At 38.3% G+C, this 22913-nt stretch carries 19 protein-coding genes; 12 read left to right on the top strand and 7 right to left on the bottom strand.

Features of this window, described 5'->3' with window-relative positions:
* Positions 1 to 291: 291 nt before the first annotated feature.
* The 6 genes from AC13EX_RS04540 (at position 292) to AC13EX_RS04515 (ending at position 5057) form a co-directional block, all read left to right on the top strand.
* Positions 292 to 1806, top strand: a complete 1515-nt coding sequence (locus tag AC13EX_RS04540) for a nucleoside hydrolase-like domain-containing protein (RefSeq protein ID WP_482891729.1) — start codon at positions 292 to 294, stop codon at positions 1804 to 1806.
* Positions 1807 to 2001: 195 nt separating this feature from the next.
* Positions 2002 to 2574, top strand: a complete 573-nt coding sequence (locus AC13EX_RS04535) for a hypothetical protein (RefSeq protein WP_482891728.1) — start codon at positions 2002 to 2004, stop codon at positions 2572 to 2574.
* Between the two features lie 336 nt (positions 2575 to 2910).
* The gene (locus AC13EX_RS04530) at positions 2911 to 3195 is read left to right on the top strand and encodes a rhodanese-like domain-containing protein (RefSeq protein ID WP_339716886.1); all 285 of its coding nucleotides are present in this window, start codon (positions 2911 to 2913) and stop codon (positions 3193 to 3195) included.
* Positions 3196 to 3199: 4 nt separating this feature from the next.
* Positions 3200 to 3520: a rhodanese-like domain-containing protein gene (locus AC13EX_RS04525; protein WP_482891727.1), complete on the top strand. Its 321-nt coding sequence runs from the start codon at positions 3200 to 3202 to the stop codon at positions 3518 to 3520.
* 20 nt (positions 3521 to 3540) lie between these two features.
* Positions 3541 to 4017, top strand: coding sequence for a Dps family protein (locus tag AC13EX_RS04520; protein WP_482891726.1), 477 nt, complete (start codon positions 3541 to 3543; stop codon positions 4015 to 4017).
* A gap of 287 nt (positions 4018 to 4304) precedes the next feature.
* Positions 4305 to 5057: an AAC(3) family N-acetyltransferase gene (locus tag AC13EX_RS04515; RefSeq protein ID WP_482891725.1), complete on the top strand. Its 753-nt coding sequence runs from the start codon at positions 4305 to 4307 to the stop codon at positions 5055 to 5057.
* Here AC13EX_RS04515 and AC13EX_RS04510 read toward each other — a convergent pair whose 3' ends face one another.
* Positions 5058 to 8339 (bottom strand): amidohydrolase family protein, encoded by a 3282-nt coding sequence (locus AC13EX_RS04510; protein ID WP_482891724.1) that lies wholly within the window; start codon positions 8337 to 8339, stop codon positions 5058 to 5060.
* Positions 8340 to 8438: 99 nt separating this feature from the next.
* Between AC13EX_RS04510 and AC13EX_RS04505 the strand changes: the two genes are divergently transcribed.
* Entirely contained in the window at positions 8439 to 9824 is a 1386-nt protein-coding gene (locus AC13EX_RS04505) for an NAD-dependent epimerase/dehydratase family protein (protein ID WP_482891730.1), read from the top strand.
* Between the two features lie 409 nt (positions 9825 to 10233).
* On the opposite strand, the gene AC13EX_RS04500 is transcribed toward AC13EX_RS04505, so the two are convergent.
* Genes AC13EX_RS04500 through AC13EX_RS04485 form a run of 4 tightly spaced genes read right to left on the bottom strand, consistent with a single transcriptional unit; the run spans position 10234 to position 15313 of the window.
* Positions 10234 to 11592, bottom strand: a complete 1359-nt coding sequence (locus AC13EX_RS04500; RefSeq protein ID WP_048643286.1) for a Gfo/Idh/MocA family protein — start codon at positions 11590 to 11592, stop codon at positions 10234 to 10236.
* Positions 11593 to 11631: 39 nt separating this feature from the next.
* Positions 11632 to 12828 carry a mannonate dehydratase gene (gene uxuA, locus AC13EX_RS04495; protein ID WP_482891723.1) on the bottom strand — a complete coding sequence of 399 codons (1197 nt, stop codon included), beginning with the start codon at positions 12826 to 12828 and terminating at the stop codon, positions 11632 to 11634.
* The gene (locus AC13EX_RS04490) at positions 12825 to 13640 is read right to left on the bottom strand and encodes an SDR family oxidoreductase (protein WP_482891722.1); all 816 of its coding nucleotides are present in this window, start codon (positions 13638 to 13640) and stop codon (positions 12825 to 12827) included. Before AC13EX_RS04490 ends, uxuA begins: the two co-directional genes overlap by 4 nt.
* 26 nt (positions 13641 to 13666) lie before the next feature.
* Entirely contained in the window at positions 13667 to 15313 is a 1647-nt protein-coding gene (locus tag AC13EX_RS04485) for a UxaA family hydrolase (RefSeq protein ID WP_482891721.1), read from the bottom strand.
* 410 nt (positions 15314 to 15723) lie between these two features.
* On the opposite strand from AC13EX_RS04485, the gene AC13EX_RS04480 reads away from it, so the two are divergent.
* The 4 genes from AC13EX_RS04480 (at position 15724) to AC13EX_RS04465 (ending at position 20002) form a co-directional block, all read left to right on the top strand.
* Positions 15724 to 16719 (top strand): TRAP transporter substrate-binding protein, encoded by a 996-nt coding sequence (locus AC13EX_RS04480; RefSeq protein ID WP_048643289.1) that lies wholly within the window; start codon positions 15724 to 15726, stop codon positions 16717 to 16719.
* Positions 16720 to 16722: 3 nt separating this feature from the next.
* Complete coding sequence (locus tag AC13EX_RS04475) at positions 16723 to 17211, top strand: TRAP transporter small permease (RefSeq protein ID WP_048643290.1); 489 nt, start codon at positions 16723 to 16725, stop codon at positions 17209 to 17211.
* A gap of 3 nt (positions 17212 to 17214) precedes the next feature.
* A complete protein-coding gene (locus AC13EX_RS04470; RefSeq protein ID WP_048643291.1) occupies positions 17215 to 18513 on the top strand; it encodes a TRAP transporter large permease in 1299 nt (432 codons plus the stop codon).
* 211 nt (positions 18514 to 18724) lie between these two features.
* Entirely contained in the window at positions 18725 to 20002 is a 1278-nt protein-coding gene (locus AC13EX_RS04465; protein ID WP_482891720.1) for a polysaccharide pyruvyl transferase family protein, read from the top strand.
* A 26-nt stretch (positions 20003 to 20028) separates the two neighbouring features.
* Here the strand turns inward: AC13EX_RS04465 and AC13EX_RS04460 are convergent, their stop codons facing one another.
* Both AC13EX_RS04460 and AC13EX_RS04455 read right to left on the bottom strand, forming a co-directional pair.
* Positions 20029 to 20229 (bottom strand): helix-turn-helix transcriptional regulator, encoded by a 201-nt coding sequence (locus AC13EX_RS04460; RefSeq protein ID WP_048643293.1) that lies wholly within the window; start codon positions 20227 to 20229, stop codon positions 20029 to 20031.
* Entirely contained in the window at positions 20226 to 20633 is a 408-nt protein-coding gene (locus AC13EX_RS04455; RefSeq protein ID WP_048643294.1) for a hypothetical protein, read from the bottom strand. The genes AC13EX_RS04460 and AC13EX_RS04455 overlap by 4 nt, the downstream gene beginning before the upstream one ends.
* Before the next feature lie 670 nt (positions 20634 to 21303).
* On the opposite strand from AC13EX_RS04455, the gene AC13EX_RS04450 reads away from it, so the two are divergent.
* A complete protein-coding gene (locus tag AC13EX_RS04450; protein WP_482891719.1) occupies positions 21304 to 22335 on the top strand; it encodes a serine hydrolase domain-containing protein in 1032 nt (343 codons plus the stop codon).
* Positions 22336 to 22913 lie beyond the last annotated feature (578 nt).

The following is a 22913-nucleotide window of genomic DNA, read 5'->3' as shown; positions in this document are numbered from 1 at the left end:
TCCGTCCTGACAATAGTCAGGGGTGAAGCCTGTCCCTTGATTACGGGAAGTGTTGCAATTGCAAGAAAATCAGGCTGTTTGGAGATTTTAGCATAGCACCGCTATGGTGAAATTGAAAACAGCAACGAAGTGGCTGATTTTGAGGCGATTTCAGCACGTAATAGATTGTGTATTGCATATTTCGGGTTAAAAGGAAAGATATTGCTTAGGTTATGTGAAATAGACTATCCTAAACTTGTTTGTTGCCTAAACTCTTAATTAATTATTAATATAAAGGTTAAAAGAAAATATATGGCTCAGTTGAAAAACAAAATTGGCACTAACCATTCTTCTCATAAAAGGAAAATTATTACCATGCTGTGTACACTTACTATAGGCGTATTGGGCATTGTCATGGTAAGTTTTTCACATAGTAAAAATACATTTCATCAAGAAGACGGTTATCTTATCAGAACAAAGTTGGATAAGCATGCTAAAATTACTGGCGAAAAAAATCTCAAGCAATCCAATGAGTCAGTCAACCTTTTAGAAGAGAAAGCAAAGTATAAACCTAGGGTCATTAATACTACTGATTTAGGGGCTGATCCAGATGACAAACAATCCTTGGTGAGGCAATTGGTTAGTGCCAATGAATTTGATATTGAAGGCTTGATTGTTTCTACGGGTTGTTGGAGGAAAACCCAAAGTAATACAGATATGCTGGACCAAATTGTCAATGCTTATGCTGAGGTTTACGATAACCTTACCGTTCATGCCGAAGGATTCCCAAGTCCTGAATACCTGAAATCCATTTCAATCATGGGACAATTGGGTTATGGGATGTCTGATGTAGGCTTAGGTAAGGACAGTCCTGGTTCTGAACTTATCATAAATGCCGCCGACAAGGATGACCCACGACCAATTTGGGTCATGGGTTGGGGAGGAATGAATACGGCAGCACAAGCCATCTGGAAAGTGCGCGAAACGCGTTCTCCTGAAGCCTTCAATATTTTTCTTAATAAACTAAGATTGTTTGATATTTTGGGTCAGGACGATTCCGGTGCTTGGATTGCGAAAAATTTCCCACAAGTATTCTACATCCGTGCTACAGGAGTATATGGCTGGGCTCCTTCAGATGAATATTTAGACAATCACATCCAAAATCATGGGCCTCTTGGTGCTAAATATCCTGATCGCCAATGGGCAACAGAAGGGGACTCGCCTGCCTTTATGCATGTTTATCCCAATGGCTTAAATGATCCTGAGCAAATTGATCAGGGAGGCTGGGGTGGTCGCTTTAGTTTTGCGAAGCAGGAAGGTATCAGAAGCATGTCCGAAGTGAAGAAAATAAAAGAAGATGCAGAACTATTGTTTGATCCCTATTATATGTATGGCAATACTCCGGAAAAGGCCAAAGCAATAAAAAAATGGAGCAATGGCTATAATAATGACTTTGCGGCACGCATGGACTGGAGTATAACAAGTAAATATGAGGAGGCAAACCATCATCCAAAGGCAGTGCTAAATGGAGATAAATCACTTAAAGTATTAAAAAGTTCTGCTAAGGCAGGATCAACCATTGAATTAAATGCGAAGGGTTCTAGCGATCCCGATGGAGGTGAATTGAACTATAACTGGTCCTTTTATGATGAACCTAGTTCCTATGATGGATCGATAATTATTCAGAACAGTAAATCTTCCTCTGCTAAAGTGCTAATTCCTTCGGATGCTGTTGGTAAGAATATTCACCTTATTTTAGAAATTCATGACCATGGAACTCCCAATTTATACGCTTACCGTCGCCTTATTATAGAGGTGCAACCTTAGGGCTTTCTGGTGAAAAATACAAAGGGAGCATTGTTGTTTTTTAGATTTAGAATAGGTAGCGATGCCAATAGCTATCCATTTACATAGGATATAAATTCAGGTTTAATAAAATTTATTTAATAAATTACCTTCAGTTAAAGGCCTAAAGATAGTATCTGTTAAGGCCGTTGTATTTGAAAATAGATCTCAAAACAATTGAAAACCCTGACTGAAATTCTAGAAAAAAATTTGATAGGGAAAAAAGTTTTAGGCCTTTTTATACTGGCCAATATTGTTTATATCCTAATGCTTGTCGTTACGATTCCCCGTACAATGGACTTTTCCAATGGCATGGATTTATTGGACATGAGGCCTATGGGATACGATTGGGCTTATGTAAATAAATTATTTAATAATCTTGGAGAAGAGGGACGCAGCACTTATCTAACCCTGCAATTGCCTGTAGATATGCTTTATCCATTTCTTTTCGGGATTTCCTATTGCTTAGTTATTGCTTACTTCCTCAACAAACTTAACAAACTACATTTTCCTTATATTTTTCTATGTCTACTGCCTCTACTTGCTGGAATAGCAGATTATCTAGAGAATTTTGGGATTATTTCAATGTTGAAAAGTTATCCTGACCTAAGTGAATTTTCGGTAAATATGACTAGTGTTTTTTCCGTTATTAAGTCTATTTCTACAAGTGTATTTTTTATTACTATTATAATAATGTTGTTGATATTAGGCTTTCAAGCTATTTCCAGAAAAAAAATAAGGGCAAAATAGGAAGGAGTCTTGTTGATGTATATAGAAGGGGAAACAGCGCATAGAATCCCAGGTTTAACCAAATTTAAACTTTGAAAAGAAGGAGCCAATACTCAATTGAGCAAAAATTAAATTTTCCTTATGTAACAAAAGTACCTGAACAGGCGGATACATTTTGACATCTTTACATTATAAATCATCAAACAGTTTATTGCTGTTACTGAGCAAACCATAATTGAAGGTAATAGCAATAAAATTTGGAGAGGAAAAATTACATGCTGTTGGTTATCAGATTGATAATAAGGTGTGATCGTGTTATTGTCCCTGTTTGAAAAGGAAATTTAAACTTGAATTAAAATGGATTTAAAAAAAATAATTAAGGAAAAAAAAGGTACTATTGTTGATGTCAGAACCCCAATGGAATTCAGTGGTGGCAATGCAGAAGGTTCTATCAATATACCATTACAAGAGTTGGAAAGCAGGAAAAAGGAGCTGAAATCCTTGAAACAACCTTTGGTTTTGTGCTGCGCAAGTGGGGGAAGAAGTGGACAAGCCACCCAATATTTAACGCATTATGGAATTGAATGCTATAATGGTGGTTCTTGGTTGGAAGTTAATTTTTATCAAACCCAAACTGTATAATCCAATGTTAAATACACTCAAACAAATCTTCGGTTTTGGACCAAAGGTAGATTACGATCAACTTATAAAGCAAGGTGCAATTATTTTAGACGTCCGCAGCAAAGGTGAATATCAAGGTGGACACATAAAAGGATCGACCAATATACCTGTAGATACGTTAAGTAGTAATCTGGGTAGGCTCAAAGACAAAAACAAGCCTATTATAACCTGTTGCGCTAGTGGAATGAGAAGTGCTTCTGCCAAAAGAATATTAAAATCAAAAGGTTACAATGTTGTTCACAATGGTGGAGCTTGGAACAGTTTGCAAAATAAAATTCATCAATAAATTTTAAAATATAGACCAAAATGAAAACAACCAATCAAATCGGACTCGACACTGCTAAAAGTAAATCGTTAGCTGAAGGTTTAAACAATTTACTTGCAAATTATATGATGTTTTATCAAAACACAAGAGGCTTGCATTGGAACATTAAAGGAGATAAGTTTTTTGAGTTGCATTTGAAGTTTGAAGAACTTTATAACGATTTACTGATGAAAGTAGATGATGTTGCAGAAAGGATCTTGACTTTGGGAGCAACACCATTACACACATTTGATGATTATAAAGGTGCTGCTAAAATTAAATCCTTGAAAAATGTATCCAATGGAAAAGAGGGTGTACAATCCATTCTTGAGGCATTAGAAACAATCATATTGGAACAAAGAGAATTGCTGGCCTTATCTGCTGAAGCAGATGATGAAGGTACCAATGCCTTAATGAGTGATTATATCCGTGAACAGGAAAAGCTGGTGTGGATGTACTCTTCTTTCCTAAATAAATAGCGATGAAATTAGTTGTAAGCTTTCCTGTTTTAAAAAGTTAAATTATAAATAGGAGAGCTTACATTTTTTTATGTTTTTTTGGTGAATTTTCTCCTAAAATGACAATTTTCATTTTGTTTTCTCCGTTTTACAACTAGGATTGTCTTGGACTTGGCCATGGATTCTTGCGTCTTTTATATTTTAATTTGAGCATTGGAAATTTTCATCCTTAGGCTTGACTTGAAAAGTGATTTATCCTATTGTAGTAGGTCTTTTGCCTATTTTGGGTTTGATTTTAATCAACTTTTATGGAAAAAATTTCTACGCGTTTACAATCAGATCTATACCGATTAGGGATACGAAAAGGAGATCATTTATTAATTCATTCATCGCTTAACGCTTTGGGTAGATTCCCCAACCGTGCCGAGACAATTGTCAAAGTTATTATAGCCTTTTTGGGGAGTGAGGGGACACTTTTAATGCCAAGTTTATCCTACCAAACAATTAATAAAAATCAGCCGATTTTTAACGAACAAAATACACCCTCATGTGTGGGTGGGTTAACAGAGTTTTTCAGGACTTATCCTGGTGTGAAAAGGAGTATTCATCCCACACATTCGGTGTGCGGAATTGGAGGGAAAGCTGATTTTCTTTTAAATGATCATTTAAAAGACGAGACACCTTGTGGCCCTTACTCTCCCTTTGCAAAATTGCCTTTAGTGAAGGGAAAGGTAATGTTTTTGGGGTGTGGGACTAGACCCAATACTTCCATGCATGCGGTGGAAGAAAAATTCATTCCACCCTATTTGTTTGGAGAAAAAATAGACCATGAACTTCAACTATCAAATGGTGAAACTTTGGTTAAAACCTACCAAAGGCATGGTTTTAAAGGGTTTGATCAACGTTATGATCGTTTATTTAATGTCCTTGAACCAAGAGATTATCGAATAGGTAAAGTATTGGAAGCGAAGAGTGTGGTTATGGAATCTTTGGCTATATGGGAGAAAGGGATCCTGTATTTAAAACAAGATCCTTTTTACTTTGTCGATAGGGCAAACTGATTATTGTTCAGTAGCATGGCAACCACAACCACTGTGCATGTAGGTTTGTATGCTTTCATGCCATGGAAAAGCCTCGTTAAAGAGATTATTTTCCCAATAAAATGGCTTTCTTGTTTTAGGCTCATTTCCAATTTCGTCCATAGTAGCTGAATTATATAACCTACCATTGATCATGGTGTGGGTGATAGAATTTGAGTTTTTAATGTCTTCCAATGGGTTTTTATCCATAATGATAAGGTCGGCCAATTTCCCTTCTTTTAAGGAGCCTATTTCCTTGTCCATTCCTATGTACTTTGCACCATTTATAGTCGCTACTTTTAGCGCATCATGATTGGACATTCCTCCCTGAACAAAACTCCATAGCTCCCAATGAGCACCTAATCCCTGCAATTGACCATGTGCTCCTAAGTTTATTTTTACTCCTCTATCGGCTAGGGCATTTACCTGCTTGGCTGTAAGGATATGTCCATTTTCATATTCCTCATCCGGTGCCATGGTTCTATGTCTGGACCTGGCGTCAATTACCCCTCTAGGCGTAAAACGTAGAAGTTTTTCATTTTCCCATACATTGGTCTTTTGGTACCAATAGTTTTCACCATTGAGCCCTCCGTAATTGACTATAAGGGTAGGGGTGTAGCCAACCTTTGATTGAGCCCATAATTCGAGAACATCATTGTAAACCGGGGCTATAGGGATGTTATGTTCGATTCCTGTGTGGCCATCCTGCACCATGGACATGTTGTGGAAAAAAGTAGAACCTCCTTCTGGCACTACATTCACCCCAAGTTCTCTGGCTGCTTGTAGTACTTGTTGGCGTTGGTCTCTTCTAGGCTGATTGTAGGATTTAACGGAAGTTGCCCCAAGTACTTTGGTTCGTCGTAAAGAAGATTTAGCATCCTCCAATTTATTAATCACAGCCTTAAAATCCCCATCTGCACCGTATAAAATAAAGCCTGTACTGAAAATCCGTGGACCTACCAAACTGCCGTTCTTAATCATTTCAGATAAGGTGAATACCGTTTCGCTATTGGCAGATGGATCATGGGAAGTGGTGACTCCAAAGGCTAGGTTGGCGTACAATTGCCAGTTTTGCTGAACAGTAAGTCCATCTCTAAATGCACCGATATGGGCATGAGCATCCACCATTCCAGGCATTATGGTCTTACCTTTCATGTCATAGACCATGGCCTTTTTTGGTATACTTACTTTACCGTTTTCCCCAACAGCTAGAATATTTGAACCTTCAATTACTATTGTTCCATTTTCAATAACCTCGTCTCCCTCCATGGTGATAATCCTGGCTCCGGTAAAAGCAATGGTACCTTTGGGTTGATCGACTTTAGCCGTTAGACCTATAGCAATACCTTTTTCTCTTAGCTCATTTTCTTCTTCAGCCCTTTCTCCAAGGAAAGAAAACTTATCCTTGAGTTTTTTGCTGTAATACTGATCGCCCAAAGTCCAATGAACAGTTTGGCTGTCTTTAGACCAGTGAAGGTATAACCCGGCGTCCTTGTCAAGGGTTGCAACAGGTACTGATTTACTTTTGTCATCAAGATTGATGGTTTGTCCATTAAGGACAAGAGGTGCTACATAAGCCTTATGCAAATGTATAAAAGCTACCCATTCATTATCAGGACTAGGAACCAGCCTATTGGCATATTTTGACTCGATATGCGTCCGCTCATCCTTTCCATTCAAATCTATGGATTTAAGACTTTTGGTCAGGTTGCCAAAAAACTTCCCTCCAGTTTGAAAAAAGAGTCTTTCTTCATTTTTGGTAAACAAGGGATAATCTCCCGAAGCCGTTAAAAACTTACTTTCTTTTGATTCAAGATTAAGTAAATATATTCCAGGGTTTTTGGTGAAAGTTCTGCCTTGGTCCAGGTTTCCACCTTCTTTTCTATAGGCCAGACTTTTACCATCTGGTGAATAAACAGGATGTCTGTAGATTCCCTTTTCACTTGTTATAGTGGTAATCTTCTTACTTTTTAGCTCAATTTCTGCTATTGTGCCTTTATTTAGATCATTCCAAGTGACAAAGACAATCTTTTTACCATCTGGAGAAAAGGAAGGCTCCGCTTCGAAATCCACACCCGATGTTAGTCTTTTAGGTTTGCCATTGGGCATCTCTTTTGTCCATACATAACCTAAAGCCCTAAATACAATAGATTTACCATCAGGGGAAGTGCTTATGTCCCGGATCATTTTAGCCGTAAATGATTCTCGCTCTATTTGGTGTTCAAAATGTACTCGTTTTGCCAATGGCATGTTTACATCCACAGAAAATGGAATGTCATTTTGGTTAAGGTTGGCGATATTGATTTTCTTCAATTTGCCTTTAGCCCAAATAACCAATTCATCCCCCGATGGCATCCAAGAAAAGCCAGGGTAAACACCGAATATAGCCCATGCTGTTTGTTGATCTTTGTTTAGTTGATCATAGACAGGCCATTCTTCACCAGTTTCCAGATCCTGGATATACAATACTGTCTTGGTCCTCACTCTTTTGATAAAAGCAAGTTTATTCCCATCAGGGGAGACCTGTGGTCTGGCAGCTCCACCTGGACCACCAGTAATAGTTTTTATTTCTCCTGTCTTGAAATCGTACCTTTTGATGACATAAATTTGACCATTGGGATCTCTATTGTATTGAAAGGAACCTCCAGGAGACATGTCTTCGCTATAGTAAAGGTATTTACCGTCAGGTGAAACGGAAGGTTCATTTACATCCTGTTGGTCATTTTTTCTTTTGGTTAGCTGTAAGCCATCTCCTCCGGTGATGTGGTATTGCCACATTTCTCCAGCACCAAGAGACCTGCCAGAAGAAAAATGCTTTCTTGCGATCAGGAAATTGCCATCGGGCATCCATTCAGCGTTATTGAGTAAACGAAAGGATTCCTTAGTGATTTGTTTTGGCTCCGATCCATCCGTCTTCATTACCCATATATTGTCTCCACCACCTGCATCTGAGGTAAAGGAAATCCATTGACCATCTGGACTGAATCGCGGTTGGACATCGAAGGACATTCCAGTCCTTAAAGGCTTTGCTTTTCCGCCTTTTACAGGGATGGAATAGATATCGCCCAGCATATCAAATACGATGGTATTTCCATCAGGACTGACGTCTACATTCATCCAAGTCCCTTCATCCGTTGTGAAATTAATTTGATCAAATTCCCAATCGCCATTTGGTTTGGAAACATTCCAATCTGTTTCCTCTTGAGCTAATAAAGGTGATAGCAGAAATAATCCTGCTAACCAAACTATTAAAAACTTACGCATAATGATTGATTTTTTACTTACCTAAACAAAGATATAGGCAATAAAATGAATAACTTAAAGAAGTGCTAACAATTTGGTCTAGGACTTGTTTGTATTATGATGAATCAAGGTAAAAAAAAGGTAGTTGCCATCGCAGGTGCAACAGGGTACATAGGTAAATGGTTTATGGACAGGTTTAAAGACCAGTATCATTTTATAGGTCTGAGCAGGAGGGAGGTTAATGAGAATCCTGAACCAAAAATTGAATGGAGGCAAGTAGAGTTGTATTCCATTTCTTCCACCACTGAGGCCCTCAAAGGAGTTGACTATGCCATCTATTTGGTGCACTCTATGAATGCATCTACTAGGCTCAATCAGGGTAGTTTCGAAGATACAGACTTGCTCTTAGCGGATAATTTTTCTAGAGCAGCAACTAGTAATGGAGTAAAGCAGATTATTTATCTGGGGGGTATTTTGCCTAAGGGTGAACCCGAAGAGGAATGGTCTCAACATTTGAAAAGTCGATTGGAAGTAGAACGAACCTTATCTACAGGAACGGCTGCCCTAACTGCCTTAAGAGCTAGTATAATCGTAGGGCCTGGAGGATCTTCCTTTGACATGATCAAGAATCTGGTTAAAAAATTACCTGTACTGATCTGCCCAAAATGGACTGAATCTAAAACTCAACCCATCTCTCTAGATGATACCCTTACCATCATAGATGCATGTTTAGGCAATGAGGAAGTTTATGACAAAGCCATAGAAATAGGCAGTCCTGAAGTGATGAGTTATAAGGAAATGCTTGTTAAAACCTCCATGGTCATGGGAAAGAAGAGGTGGGTGTTTTCAGTTCCCTTTTTCTCCCCGGGGCTTTCTAAGTTGTGGGTAGGGTATTTTGGTGAAAGCCCTTCTCAGCTCGTGTCTCCTCTAGTGGAAAGTCTGAAGCATACCATGACAGTTTCTGATGACTTGGCTTTTGATGCTGTGCACATTGATTATCAAGGTTATGAAGAGGCGGTTAAAATAGCACTTGAAACGGTAGAAGAACCTGAATTACCATCCTTCAAACCGGCTGAAAAGCAAAAAAATACGGTGAGAAGTATTCAGCGTTTACCAAATACTCTGGGAAAAAATGCCTATTGGGCAGCCAATCGATACAAGGTTTGGTTACCCATGTTTTTTAAATCCATAATCATTGCCAAGGAAGACGAGGATAAAATAATAAGTTTTTATATTTCTTTTATAAAGGTACCCATGCTTCAGTTGTCTTGGGTTAAAGACAGAAGCAACAAAAAAAGACAACTTTTTTACATTTCAGGTGGCTGGTTGGTGAGTCGATCAAACTATGGTTGGCTGGAATTTAGAGAGGTGCTAGAAGGTAAATATATCATTACCGCCATCCATGAATTTGTTCCCAAAATCCCTTGGTTTTTTTATGTTAACACCCAGGCACGTTTGCATCTTTGGGTAATGAACAGGTATGGAAAATACCTAAATACCATTTGAAAGAGGAAAAGACATATAAATTGAATATTAAAAAAGAATTCCGAATGATGGATCGAAGTAAATATGGGTCAACTTTTACCAAATGAAGATTATCCCTTTTAAGAAGATGTTTAAGGTATTGTGTTTTAAACCCGAAATATGCTATAGACATTCTATTACGTGCTGAAATCGCTTTAAAATCAACCACTTTGTTGCTGTTTTCAATTTCACCATAGCGGTGTTATACTAAAATCTCCAAACAGTCTGATTTTCTTGCGATTGCAACACTCATTACGAATCCTATTACATAATCCGGGTTAAATTATCAAAGGATAATTTCTAGTCATCGTACTCCAGAAATTAACCAAAAAAAATCCCCGAAATATATCCGGGGATTTAATGATAATAGTATTTACATAATAATAGATGCTTAAGCTTTTAACTTAGGCTCCCATCCTTTTTCATATTCTCTTTTCCAAAGGGCTTTTCCTTTCTTACTGTTGGTAATGTGTCCATTTGAAGAATCACAAGTCAACACTTCTCCAGTTCTTGAAGCGATGTTTGCCAAGTGGCAAAGCAATACACTTTTAGCACCTTCGTCTATAGGGCTTTTTTGTTCAGCCTTTCCTCGGATAGCCTCAAAGAAGTTAACAACATGAAGAGTGGACATATCGCCTCCGCCTCCAAGTGCAGTGCCAGCTTCGTTGCTAGTAGATTCACTGGTTTTAACCACCTTACCATTTCTATCAAATAGCTTGTAACCACCTCTGTCAATATAGGCAGAACCGTCAGTTCCATAGACAATGGTTCCTCTTCCTGGGCCATAAGTATTGTGACCATTTCGGCTTTTACAGTCCCACTGAATGGTTCTATTGCCGGAAAATTTAAAAACGGCATCCATAGTATCGTACATGGTCCAACCATCATTTGGCCAATGGTACTTTCCTGAATCTACAGAAACTTTTTCAGGAAAATCTACCTGAAGTGCCCATCTGGCAACATCTATTTCATGAGTTCCATTGTTTCCAGCCTCAGCTGTTCCATGATCCCAGCCATACCAATGCCAGTTATAGTTCCAGGTTTCTTCTGTATATTCTCTTCTAGGTGCAGGTCCTTGAAATAAATCCCAATCCAATCCATTAGGCGGTGTAGCCTTCTTTTGGTTAGGCACTTCACCTCTTGCTGAATTGTAAAAGGCAGTTGCTTTGTAAACATTTCCTATCACACCTTCATGTATCTCCTTAATGATTTGGATACTTTCAGGAGAGGAACGCTGCTGGTTACCCATTTGCACCACTTTATTGTAATGCTTTTGGTAAGCAACTAAAAGTTCTCCCTCATAAGGGTTATGGCTACAAGGTTTTTCTACATAGACATTTTTACCCGCCTCTAGTGCAAGCCAAGTACCTGGCGCATGCCAGTGATCTGGGGTTGCATTGATCAAAGCATCAACTTCTTTGTCTTCCAAAACTTTTAGTATACTGTTTTCAAGTTTTGGTTTATAATCTATGTGTTTAGCAAAATTTATTGCAGCCCTTTCTCTTTGTGATGGCATTACATCGCAAAGGTACATAAGGTTTATATTGCTTGATTTTAATTTTACTGGCTCATAATATGCTCCTAATCGTCTTCCTAAGCCAGCGATTGCTAAGTTGATTCTGTCATTTGCTCCAATGATATTTCCGTAGCTTTTGGCAGAAAACCCTACAGCTCCTAAAGAAGAAATACCCATGGTTGCTAAAGCGGATTTTTTAATAAAATCCCTCCTGCTATCATTAGATTTATTCATAAATATTCTCAGGTTTGTTGAATGTATTGTTATTAACTTCTAATCTTTTTTCAATATGCTTCTGGCGATACCAATTTCCAATCCTCTGAGTTCAGCAAGGCCCTTTAGTCTTCCTATGGCAGAATAACCAGGGTTGGTGATTTTTCCTAAATCATCTAACATTTGGTGTCCATGATCCGGACGCATTGGAAGTGATTTACCAATTTTCTGTTGCAATTTCACTATTTCTTCAACGACATCAGCCATTGGAACATCACCTTCCATGTGGTTGGCTTCGTAGAAATTACCTTCTTCATCCCTCTGAGTGCTTCTCAGGTGAATAAAATGAATGTGCTCACCATATTTTTCTACCATAGCAGGAAGGTCATTGTCAGCCCTGATGCCTAAAGAACCTGTGCAAAACGTAAATCCATTATAAGGACTATTGTTGTTTTCCAAAATTCGGTCATAGTCCTTAGCTGTACTAACTACTCTAGGCAGACCGAAAATAGGGAATGGAGGATCATCCGGGTGGATACATACTGATACTTTGTTTTCTTCAGCTACTGGAACGATTGCATCAAGAAATAAATTAAGGTTTTCGCCTAGTTTCTTTGCATCGATTCCTTTGAAGGTATCCAAAGCCTTTTGAAAATCCTCTACAGAATAACCTTCTTCAGCACCTGGTAAACCAGCTATAATGTTATTGACCAATTGGTTTTTATCCTCTTCAGACAAAGTATCAAAATGAGCCTTAGCCTTTTGTTTCATGCTTTCACTGTAATCAGCAGCAGCACCTGGGCGTTGAAGAATAAATAAGTCAAAAGCAGCAATAGCCTTCATTTCAAAGCGAAGTGCTTTCGCTCCATTGGCCATAGGGTAAGCAAGGTTGGTCCTTGTCCAATCCAGTATGGGCATAAAATTATAACAAACAGTAGTGATACCTTCTAAAGCCAGGTTTCTAATACTTTCCTGATAATTTTTAATGCATTCTTCAAAATTCCCAGATCGGGTTTTAATGTTTTCATGTACAGGCACACTCTCAACTACGGACCAAGTCAGGCCTGCTGCTTCAATAATTTCTTTTCTCTCCCTGATTGCTTCCCTAGGCCAGACCTGACCATTAGGTATTTGATGCAAGGCAGTGACTATGCCAGTAGCTCCTGATTGAAGGATGTCTGACAACTGTACGGGATCATTTGGACCATACCAACGCATGGTCTGTTCCATGTATATAGGTTGTTTGTTATTACTCATACTCCTGAAAAAGCGCTAAATCCTCCATCTATTTCTGTAATTGTACCTGTTACGAACTTTGAAGCCTCGCTGCTGAGCCATTGCACGGCACCGAAAAGCTCCTCAGGATTGCCAAATCTGGCCATTGGTGTGTGGTCGATGATTTGATTGCCACGTTGTGTGAGACTACCATCCTTATTTGTAAGTAAAGCTTCATTTTGAGCGGTTAGGAAAAAGCCAGGGGCTACTGCATTTACTCGCATTTCCGCGCCGTATTTTTTCGCAAATTCCACAGCCATCCATTTGGTCATGTTGTCAATAGCAGCTTTAGCTGAAGCATATCCCATCACTCGGGTCATAGGCCTGCTAGCTGCCATTGAAGAAATATTGATGATGGAAGCTTTTTTGATTTTGGTGAATAATGGCAAAAAGGTTTTTATAGGTAAGAAAGTCCCCATATAATTGAGGTCCATAATCGTTTTTACCGCCTCAGATGATAGGTCTGTAACCAATTGATCTGGCATCACTGTAGCTCCAGGCATGTTTCCTCCTGCTGCATTGATTAGGACATCTACCTGCTCAAATTCCTTCTCCAGATTCTCTTTGACTAAGGTTAGTTCTTTTTCGTTGGTAACATCTGCCACAGCAGGATAGGCATAACCGCCGTCATCCTTAATTTCATTCACGAGCGCACTTACCTTTTCCTCATTTCTTCCAAGGATTATCATCTGTGCACCTTCCAATGCTAGGTGTTTAGCTATTGCTTTGCCTAAAACACCAGTTCCACCACTAATTATGATGACTTTGTTTTTTACTGAAAATAATTGAGACATTGTATGTATTATGGTTTTTATTTATTTTAAAGTGAAACTCCTCGTTTCCAAGGTATGAAATCGTCTTGATTCAACAATACAGCTTTTGCTTTTATCTTACCACTAGCCACTTGTATAATATGTTCCATTAATTCATCGCCCATTTCAGGAATGGTTTTTTCACCTGAAATAATTCCACCAGTATCTACATCTATGATGTCAGACATCCTCTCGGAAAGTTTATGATTGGAAGATACTTTGATGACAGGGGTAATAGGATTTCCTGTAGGGGTTCCTAAACCTGTGGTAAATAATATGATATTGGCTCCAGAACCTGCCATTGCAGTGGTGCTTTCTACATCATTTCCTGGGGAGCACAATAAGCTAAGTCCAGGTTTAGTTACAATTTCAGTATAATCAAGGATATCTTCAATAGGAGAGGTGCCACCTTTTTTGGCTGCTCCAGCAGATTTTATCGCATCTGTGATCAAACCATCTTTTATGTTCCCAGGACTTGGATTCATGTCAAAACCTGAGCCTACTGCTTCTGCAGATGCTGAATAGGCACGCATTAACTTTACGAATTTTGCTGCATTTTCATCCGTAGTACACCTATTGATCAGTTCCTGTTCTACACCACATAATTCTGGAAATTCAGAAAGGATGGTTTTTCCTTCCAAGGCTGCTAGAATATCAGATACCTGTCCTAAAGAAGGATTAGCAGAAATTCCCGAGAAACCATCAGATCCACCACATTCCAGTCCTATGGTCAATTGGCTCAATGGTGCTGGCTCCCTTACCAATTGATCTGCCTCTGTCATTGCCAAGAATGTAGATTGTATGGCTTTAGTGAGTAGCTGAGGTTCGGTGCCCTCTTCCTGCTGTTCTAAAATGATCACCGGTTTTTTGAGATCCGGGTTGATATTGGCTAATTTTTCTTTTAAAATCGCAGGTTGTGCATTTTGACAACCCAGACTTAAAATTGTCGCACCCGCCACATTTGGGTTGTTGATGTACCCAGCGATCAAAGCACAAAGGGCCTCAGAATCTTGTCTGGTGCCACCACAGCCTCCATTATGGGTAAGGAATTTTATACCGTCTAAATTTTTAAATAACTTTTCTTCTCCAGCCTGTTCCAGGGTTTCCACACCCACTTGCTGAAGACCTTCCTTGTCTCCGTTAAGGTAAAGCTGCTTCATTTGTTTCACGAAAGATTTGTAGGGGTTGGGCTTAGCAAAACCCAGCTCTTCTACAAAAGCCTGCTTCATGATTTCTATGTTTCGGTTTTCGCAAAATACCAAAGGCACTACCAGCCAATAATTGGCAGTTCCAACCTGTCCATCTGGTCGATGAAAACCATCAAATGTCCTGTTTTTCCATTTGCTTACATCAGGAGCATTCCACTTAAACGCCTTTCTTTGGCCAGTGTAGGTAGCTGTCTGATGAGCAAGGTTACTTGTCGTGATGACATCACCTGATGGTATGGGAGACAATGCCTTGCCTACAATTATACCATACATATACACTTTATCCCCCTGATTTAAATCAGAAATGGTGAATTTATGCTTGGCATTAACACTACTTTTTAAAGTAATTTCATTATTTTCAAATTTGATAATTTCGCCCTTTTTAAGGTCCGTTAACGCAACCAAAACGTTGTCGTCGGGATGAATTCGTAAAACTTTATGCACCATTTCAATTATTTGATTATCTTGAGCAATCGATTGCACAATTTATAAATAAATTAAAAGAAAAGAGGCTAAGGGCTTCTTTTTTTTTAAATCCCCATTAATTTTGATGGTTTATTGTCAGTTTTCCAAATCCATTCTATTGATGGATGAAAAAAACAAGTGCAATAACAAGTCCTGAATTGTGGGCTAATTGTATCTTGCTCTAAGTATTATATGAATAAGGAATACTACCTAAAATAGTACAGTTAAATCATTATTAGTCAGTACTTATTCTTCCAAGTTTTTCAATTTTGCAAGTTCAGTGAAATAGTAAAGCAATGATATAATGTGATTGAATTATTGAAATAAAACTTAATTGATATAATTTTAAGAAGTAAACGAGTAATAGAAACCCAAATAATATTGCAATTCATATGTTGAAATTTAAAAAGACGAATTTTCCGAACTACCTAAGTATGCTGTTTCTTGCGGCTATTTTGGTGAGCTGCTCCAAACCAGGAGGAGTAAGGATATTAAAACTTGGCCATGGATTGGATACAAGCCATCCAGTACATGCTGCCATGCTGTATTTAGCCGAAAAGGCTGAAGAAAAATCTAATGGTAAAATGATTGTTCAGGTGTATCCCAACCAACAATTAGGTACCGAGCGGGAGCTTGTGGAACTGCTACAAATTGGTAGTTTGGCGATGACCAAAGTATCCACTGCAGCAATGGAGGGATTTGCACCGGAAATTAAAATATTAGGTCAGCCTTATTTATTTCGCGATGATGAGCAGCAGGCTAAGGTACTTGAAGGACCTATAGGTAAACAACTTTTGGCTGCTGGTGAGAAATACTGGCTTAAAGGTTTGTGTTTTTATGATGGTGGCAAACGTAGTTTTTATACCAAGGACAAGCCCGTAATGGTGCCCTCAGATATAGAGGGACTCAAAATCCGGGTAATGGAAAGTCCAACTGCAGTTAATATGGTGCAGAGTTTTGGAGGTTCACCTACCCCAGTTTCCTTTGGGGAACTTTATACGGCATTGCAACAAGGTATAGTGGATGGCGCTGAGAACAATCCCCCAAGTTTTGTTACTTCTCGTCACTATGAAGTGTGTAAATACTACTCTTTAAATGAACATACTGCGATTCCTGATATGATGATTGTAAGTACCAAGGTTTGGGACTTGCTTTCTGAGGAAGAAAGAACCTGGCTTCAAGAAGCTGCTGATGAGTCAGCCGTTTACCAATACAAATTATGGGAAGAATCTGTAGCTGAATCGATGAAAATTTTGGAGGAAGCTGGCGTAGAGGTACTTTATCCAGATAAGGAGCCATTTAGAAAAGAGGCGGAAAAGGTTTATGAACTTATGAAAGAATCAGATCCGGAAATGTATAAGTTGGTTCAAGAAATTAGAAAATATTAAGCAATGGTCAGTCTTAAATCAAAATTAGATAAAATTGTAGGGATCATGCTGATGGTCATTATGGCTGTGATGGTTCTTAATGTTACTTGGCAGGTTTTTTCCAGGTATGTGCTCCAGTCTCCGAGTTCATTTACGGATGAACTTTCAAGGTATTTATTAGTGTGGTTAGGTATGTTAGGTGCTGCCTATGTGGCCGGACAAGGTAATCACCTTGCCATAGATATTTTACCAACCAAGTTGGTAGGAGAAGCAAAAAGAAGATTATTAATAATTATTAATATTGTCATCATACTATTTGTTATTCCTGTGATGATAATGGGAGGGGCAAACTTGGTTTACATCACCTTCATTCTGGAACAAAAATCAGCGACTTTGCAATTGCCGCTGGCTTATGTTTATATGATGATCCCTTTTTCAGGTCTACTGGTGCTTTTTTACCAATTGGCAGATCTTAAAAATTTAATGAACAATAAAGACTCCCAAAATATTTAAATCATGGAAGAATATTTAAGCATACTTATACTGATTGTTAGTTTTATTATTCTAATGGGGATTGGGGTTCCAGTGGCCTGGGCATTGGGTTTTTCTAGTTTTCTTACACTTACAGTTACCATCGCCTCCGTACCTTCTGCCACTACTATTGCCCAAAGGATGGGAGTGGGGCTAGACAGTTTTGCCTTATTGGCCATTCCATTTTTTATATTGGCAGGAGAGATAATGAATAAAGGTGGCATTGCCAATAGGTTAATTGATTTGGCAAAAGCCATGACAGGAAAACTTCCTGGTGGATTGTTGTACGTAAATGTAATTGCCGCCATGCTCTTTGGAGCCATAGCAGGTTCAGCAGCAGCGGCAGCTTCTGCCATTGGTGGGATTTTAGGTCCAAGAATGGAAAAAGAAGGTTACCCAAGAGAATTGGGAGCTGCGGTGAATATCACTGCTTCTACAACTGGTTTGATTATCCCTCCATCCAATGTTTTGATCGTTTATTCTTTGGCTAGTGGGGGCGTATCCATTGCTGCGCTATTTATTGCTGGATATATTCCAGGCTTATTGATTGGTTTATTCTTGATGATCACCGCAGCTATATTTATCAAAAAGCACAACCTAAAGCCCGGTGAACCTACAAGTGCCAAAGAACTTGGTACTAAATTTCTAGCCGCATTTCCTAGTTTGATGCTTTTGGTTGTTGTAATTGGAGGGATAGTAGTTGGTGTATTTACCGCTACTGAGGCATCGGCAATAGCTGTTGTCTATACCTTGGTATTGTCCTTTATTTATGGGGAAATAAAAATAAAAAACCTTCCCTCCATTTTATTGAAAAGCTCTGAAACAACTGCAATTGTAATGTTGTTGATCGCTACTTCAATGAGTATGTCTTGGGCAATGTCCAGCGAGAATATTCCTCAGTCAATTAGTTCTGCTTTACTGACTATGAGTGACAATAAGTTCGTGATATTAATTATGATTAACCTAATCTTATTGTTCGTTGGTACATTTATGGACATGACACCAGCAGTATTGATTTTCACACCTATTTTTCTTCCAGCAGTGGTGACTTTAGGAATAGATCCTATCCACTTTGGTATCATGATGGTATTGAACTTATGTATTGGGGTATGTACTCCTCCGGTTGGCTCTGTTTTATTCGTTGGGGTGGGAGTGGCCAAGACTACCATTGCAAAGGTATTCTTTCCCTTACTTCCCTTTTTCTTGGCGATGTTATTAGGTTTGCTTCTGATCACATTGATTCCAGAGCTTACACTATGGTTGCCATCTGTTTTTGGTTTATAATAATTAGACACTTTATAAATTCAACTCCTCAGCCTTCGGTTGAGGAGTTTTTTTTTTACCTATAGGGACAATGGCTCGTAATTCGCCAATGGTGAAGACGATGGTTTTGCTCTAGGCCAAAATTGAAACATTAAATAACTTGGGTAATAGTTTTATTTTACCTGAAATAAATCCATTTTAGTAGCCTTAATAAAGAGAATTAGGAAGGATTATGGAAAGAAGAAATGTATTGAAAAGAATTAGTTACCTGTCAACAGGAATGCTAGTGGCATCCATTACCGGTGCGATTGCAAATAATAGTTCTTCAAATTCGACCAAGACCATATTGCTGGTGTCTGGCTGGCAAGATGTGAATATTGGTGATATTGCACATACGCCAGGATTGATCCATATATTGAAGACCTTCCTTCCAGAATATAAAATCATCCTTTGGAAAAAATCTAAAGGAGAGAAAGTAAAGCAACTTCTTTATAAGAACTATCCAGATGTGAAAATCATCTACGGCTCAGTGGCACAAGATAGTAGCGTGGAGAATGAAGAAGTAATGTCTGCCATTAAAAATGCAGATATCTTGGTCCATGGTTCTGGCCCATACGTGGTAGGGCAGGACAACCTTGAGGCCTGGATAAAATATACCGATAAGCCTTTTGGAATTTTTGGCACCACGATTCAATCCATTACTCCAGAATTAAAAAAAGTACTGGATACTTCCTCTTTTATTTTCACAAGAGAAACGGCTTCATTAAAGGTGTTAAAAGACCATGGGATCACGGGAAAAAGTGTTTCTTTTGCTCCTGATGCCACTTTTTTCTTTGATTTATTGGATGAGGACAAAGCCATTTCGTTTTTGGAAACCCATGAATTAGAGGAGAAGAAATTTATATGTGTTATACCTAGGCTAAGGTATACCCCTTACCATAAAATCAAAAAAGTTAGCTGGTCGGCTGAGAAAATTCAAGAAGTAGAAGAAACCAATGCCAAATACAAAGAAGTAGATCATGCAAAGATGAGGGTGGCCATGATAGAGTGGGTGAGGAAAACAGGAAACAAAGTATTGATTTGTCCTGAGATGACTTATCAGGTAGATATTATGGATGAATTGTTGGTTAATCCCCTTCCAGAGGATGTGAAAAGCAAGGTTATCAAGCGGGATTATTGGCTTCCGGATGAAGCGGCATCGATTTATTCTAGGGCTCATTCCGTGCTGAGTTTTGAATGTCATTCTCCGATAATAGCGGCAGCAAATGGGACACCCATGTTTTATTTAAGGCAACCTGAAGACACCATCAAAGGTCAGATGTACTATGACCTGGGATTGGCAGATTGGGTATTTGAAATAGAAGAAACGGAGGGGAAGCAAATTGCCGATACTTTGATGGAAAACTGGGAAAACTACAATAAAGCTGAACGAAAGTTGGGGAAAGCGATGAAAAAAGTAGCCAATATTTACAAAACTTCCTCAGAAAAAATTAAATTGGTTACAATTTGAAGATGAAAGTGAGGAGTTTAATAGAATTACTCCTCACTTTCATCTTCAAATATTTCTTCGATTGAGCTCCCAAACAATTTGGCGATCTTAAACGCAAGAGGCAGACTTGGGTCAAACTTACCTTTTTCTATTGCATTGATGGTTTGCCTGGATACAGCCAGGCTATCTGCTAGATCTGCTTGGGTCCAGTTTTTTTCAGCACGGAGTACTTTTAAATTGTTTTTCATTGGTAACGCTTTTTTCCAATTGCTATGGCAGCCAAATAGCTAAGGCTAATTGCTATTACCAAAAAGGAAATTTCAGCATCAGTAGAGATTAAGTTAGTGATATCCAAAAGACTATAAGCTAAGCCCCCAAATACACCAACACTTAGTGCAATTCCCATGGCTTCCAGTTGAATTTGCTTTTCAAGTTCGTCTAGAGATTTGAGAAAGCGAATATTAGCCAAAACCAAACCAACTGCGAATAGTAGGTTAACCAATACCCCCAGCCAAGTGAATAGTTTATTCCCTTCCCACAAAAACTGAGGTCCAAAAGTAACAAAAGCAACAGTCATGACCCATAGTGAAGTCCATATTCCTAAATTTCTTGTAATTTTTTTACGTTGTTTTTTCCAGTTTTGAATTTCCATGGTATTAAATTTATGTAAAGTAAACTTTACATAAAGGTAAGGTTAATTTTCAAAATGTAAAACAAACTTTACATTTTTTTTATTCATTGAAAGCCTAAAGATTTTTCTAAAAAGTATCTTTCCCAATAATTCAAAAAGTAGGAATAGGAGCTCATTTGATCTTTAACCCAGATTATGTAATAGGATTTCCTGTGTTTACGGGAAGTGTTGCAATCGCAAGAAAATCAGGCTGTTTGGAGATTTTAGCATAGCACCGCTATGGTGAAATTGAAACAGCAACGATTGGGTATTTTGAAGCGATTTCAGCACGTAATAGATTGTCTATTGCATATTTCGGGATTATGGTTTTGGCCACTCCTCTGATGGTTTTGGCGTAAGCTCTAGGCGGTTTTATTATTTTAACTTACTTTTTCCATTAAGCTATTTGATCCTTGCTGTTTTGCTTCAAAACCTTTCAACAAGTCAAGCAGATCTACCTGGAAAGTCGGATTATTGCCATTTTCAATAAAAATGTGGTCTATCCCTTAGATTTTTTTTCCGAAATACTTAATTTGATAAATTATTAGCCTAAGTGCTTGGTAGCATTGTCAATACATACAAAATTCCGAGGCTAAATAGACCTATCTAGAATTGGTGTGATTTATTGGAAAAACTGTCGTTCATGTAATTTATGACTAAAAAGAAGACCTTAATAATCAGAATCATTTTGTTCGGGGGAACGGCAATTTCCATGTTTTTTGTGCCATGGATTTTAGTTAAAGCCTGGATTTTACCTCTTCCTGATACTATTCAAGAACAAGTAGAGGAAGCAATTGGGCACGGTTTTGACGGCATGATTGTTTATGTGGACCAAGCAGGGAAATCACCGGAACATTATACAGGTGGTTGGGAAGATAGAGAAAATAAGATACCAGCTGACCCAAATTCATTGTTTAAAATTGCAAGTATTAGCAAGTTATATACTGCTGTAGCAGCTACTAAATTGGTCAAAGAAAAGCGTTTGTCTTTTGATAAAACACTTGCTGATTATCTTCCAGAACTTATTGGTAGAATTGAAAATGCTGAAGAAATTACCTTGAGGATGATGATTCAACACCGTTCTGGTATTCCAAATTTCACCGATAATCCAGCCTATTGGGAAAACGAACAAGAAAATGGCAATAATGCTTTAGATTTTGCTCTAGACCTACCTGCTAGTTTTAAACCCAATGAAAGATATGAATATTCCAACACGAATTATTTATTGCTTCGTAGGATTATGGATGATGTTTTAGGGTATAGCCACAATCAGTATATCAAAGAGAAAATATTGATTCCACTTGAGCTGAAAAACACTTTTTTTTCGATTACTGAAGTCGATTTAGATGATGTAATGAGTGGATATTATGTTGGGTATGAGGAAGATTTTAAAGCCCGTGACTATGGGATGTTGGCTACAGCAAAAGATGTGGGTACATTTTTACGCGCCTTAAACGATGGTTCGGTATTTGATGAAGGAGAAAAGGAAATCTATCCTTATGAATACAATCATGGAGGTTTGGTAGTTGGCTATCAAAGCCTTGCAGAATACCACAAAGATATAGATGCGATAGTGGTTCAATTTATTAATACCACAGATTTTAATGGTTATGAATGGAACTTATCGGAAATTACAATTAACCGAATTGTAAAAATCATTAGAAAGAATAACGAGGTACAATAACCAAGCCTACTGACCCTTCGACCCTTCGACAGGCTCAGGGACCCCAGACTCAGGGACCCCAGGTTCAGGGACCATAGGCTCAGGGGCCAGACCATCTTGTCGGGAATTGTTTTTCCTTTCAGTGATTAAGGCCACTTTTCTGATGGTTTAAGCTTGACTTTTGGATTTAGACCTACCAGTCCCATTAAGCTATTTTATCCATACAGCTTGGTTTCTAAACCTTTATACTAGCCATTCAGGTCTAACTGGAAAGTCTTATAATTGCCAATTTCAATAAAAATGTGGTCACTCCCTTAGATTCTTTGACCGGAATACTTAATTTGATAAATAATAATAATCCGAAGGGGTAGGGGGCATTATCCATTACTCAACTCCGAGGTCAAATAGGTATAGATGCAATTGTTGGCGATAATCAAAAATGACAATCAAGAGACAAATGTATCCATCCGACAAACTACATCTTTTGCAAAAGCTAATCTGTTGCTAAACTTGTGTCATGAAAAGACAGACAGAAAGCAATATGCGTAAACTTTATCAAGAATGGTTATCCTCAGGGGTTAGCAGATCAGAATTTTCCG

Source organism: Cyclobacterium sp. L-R (assembly GCF_056859355.1).
This window is presented reverse-complemented; position numbering and strand designations above follow the sequence as displayed.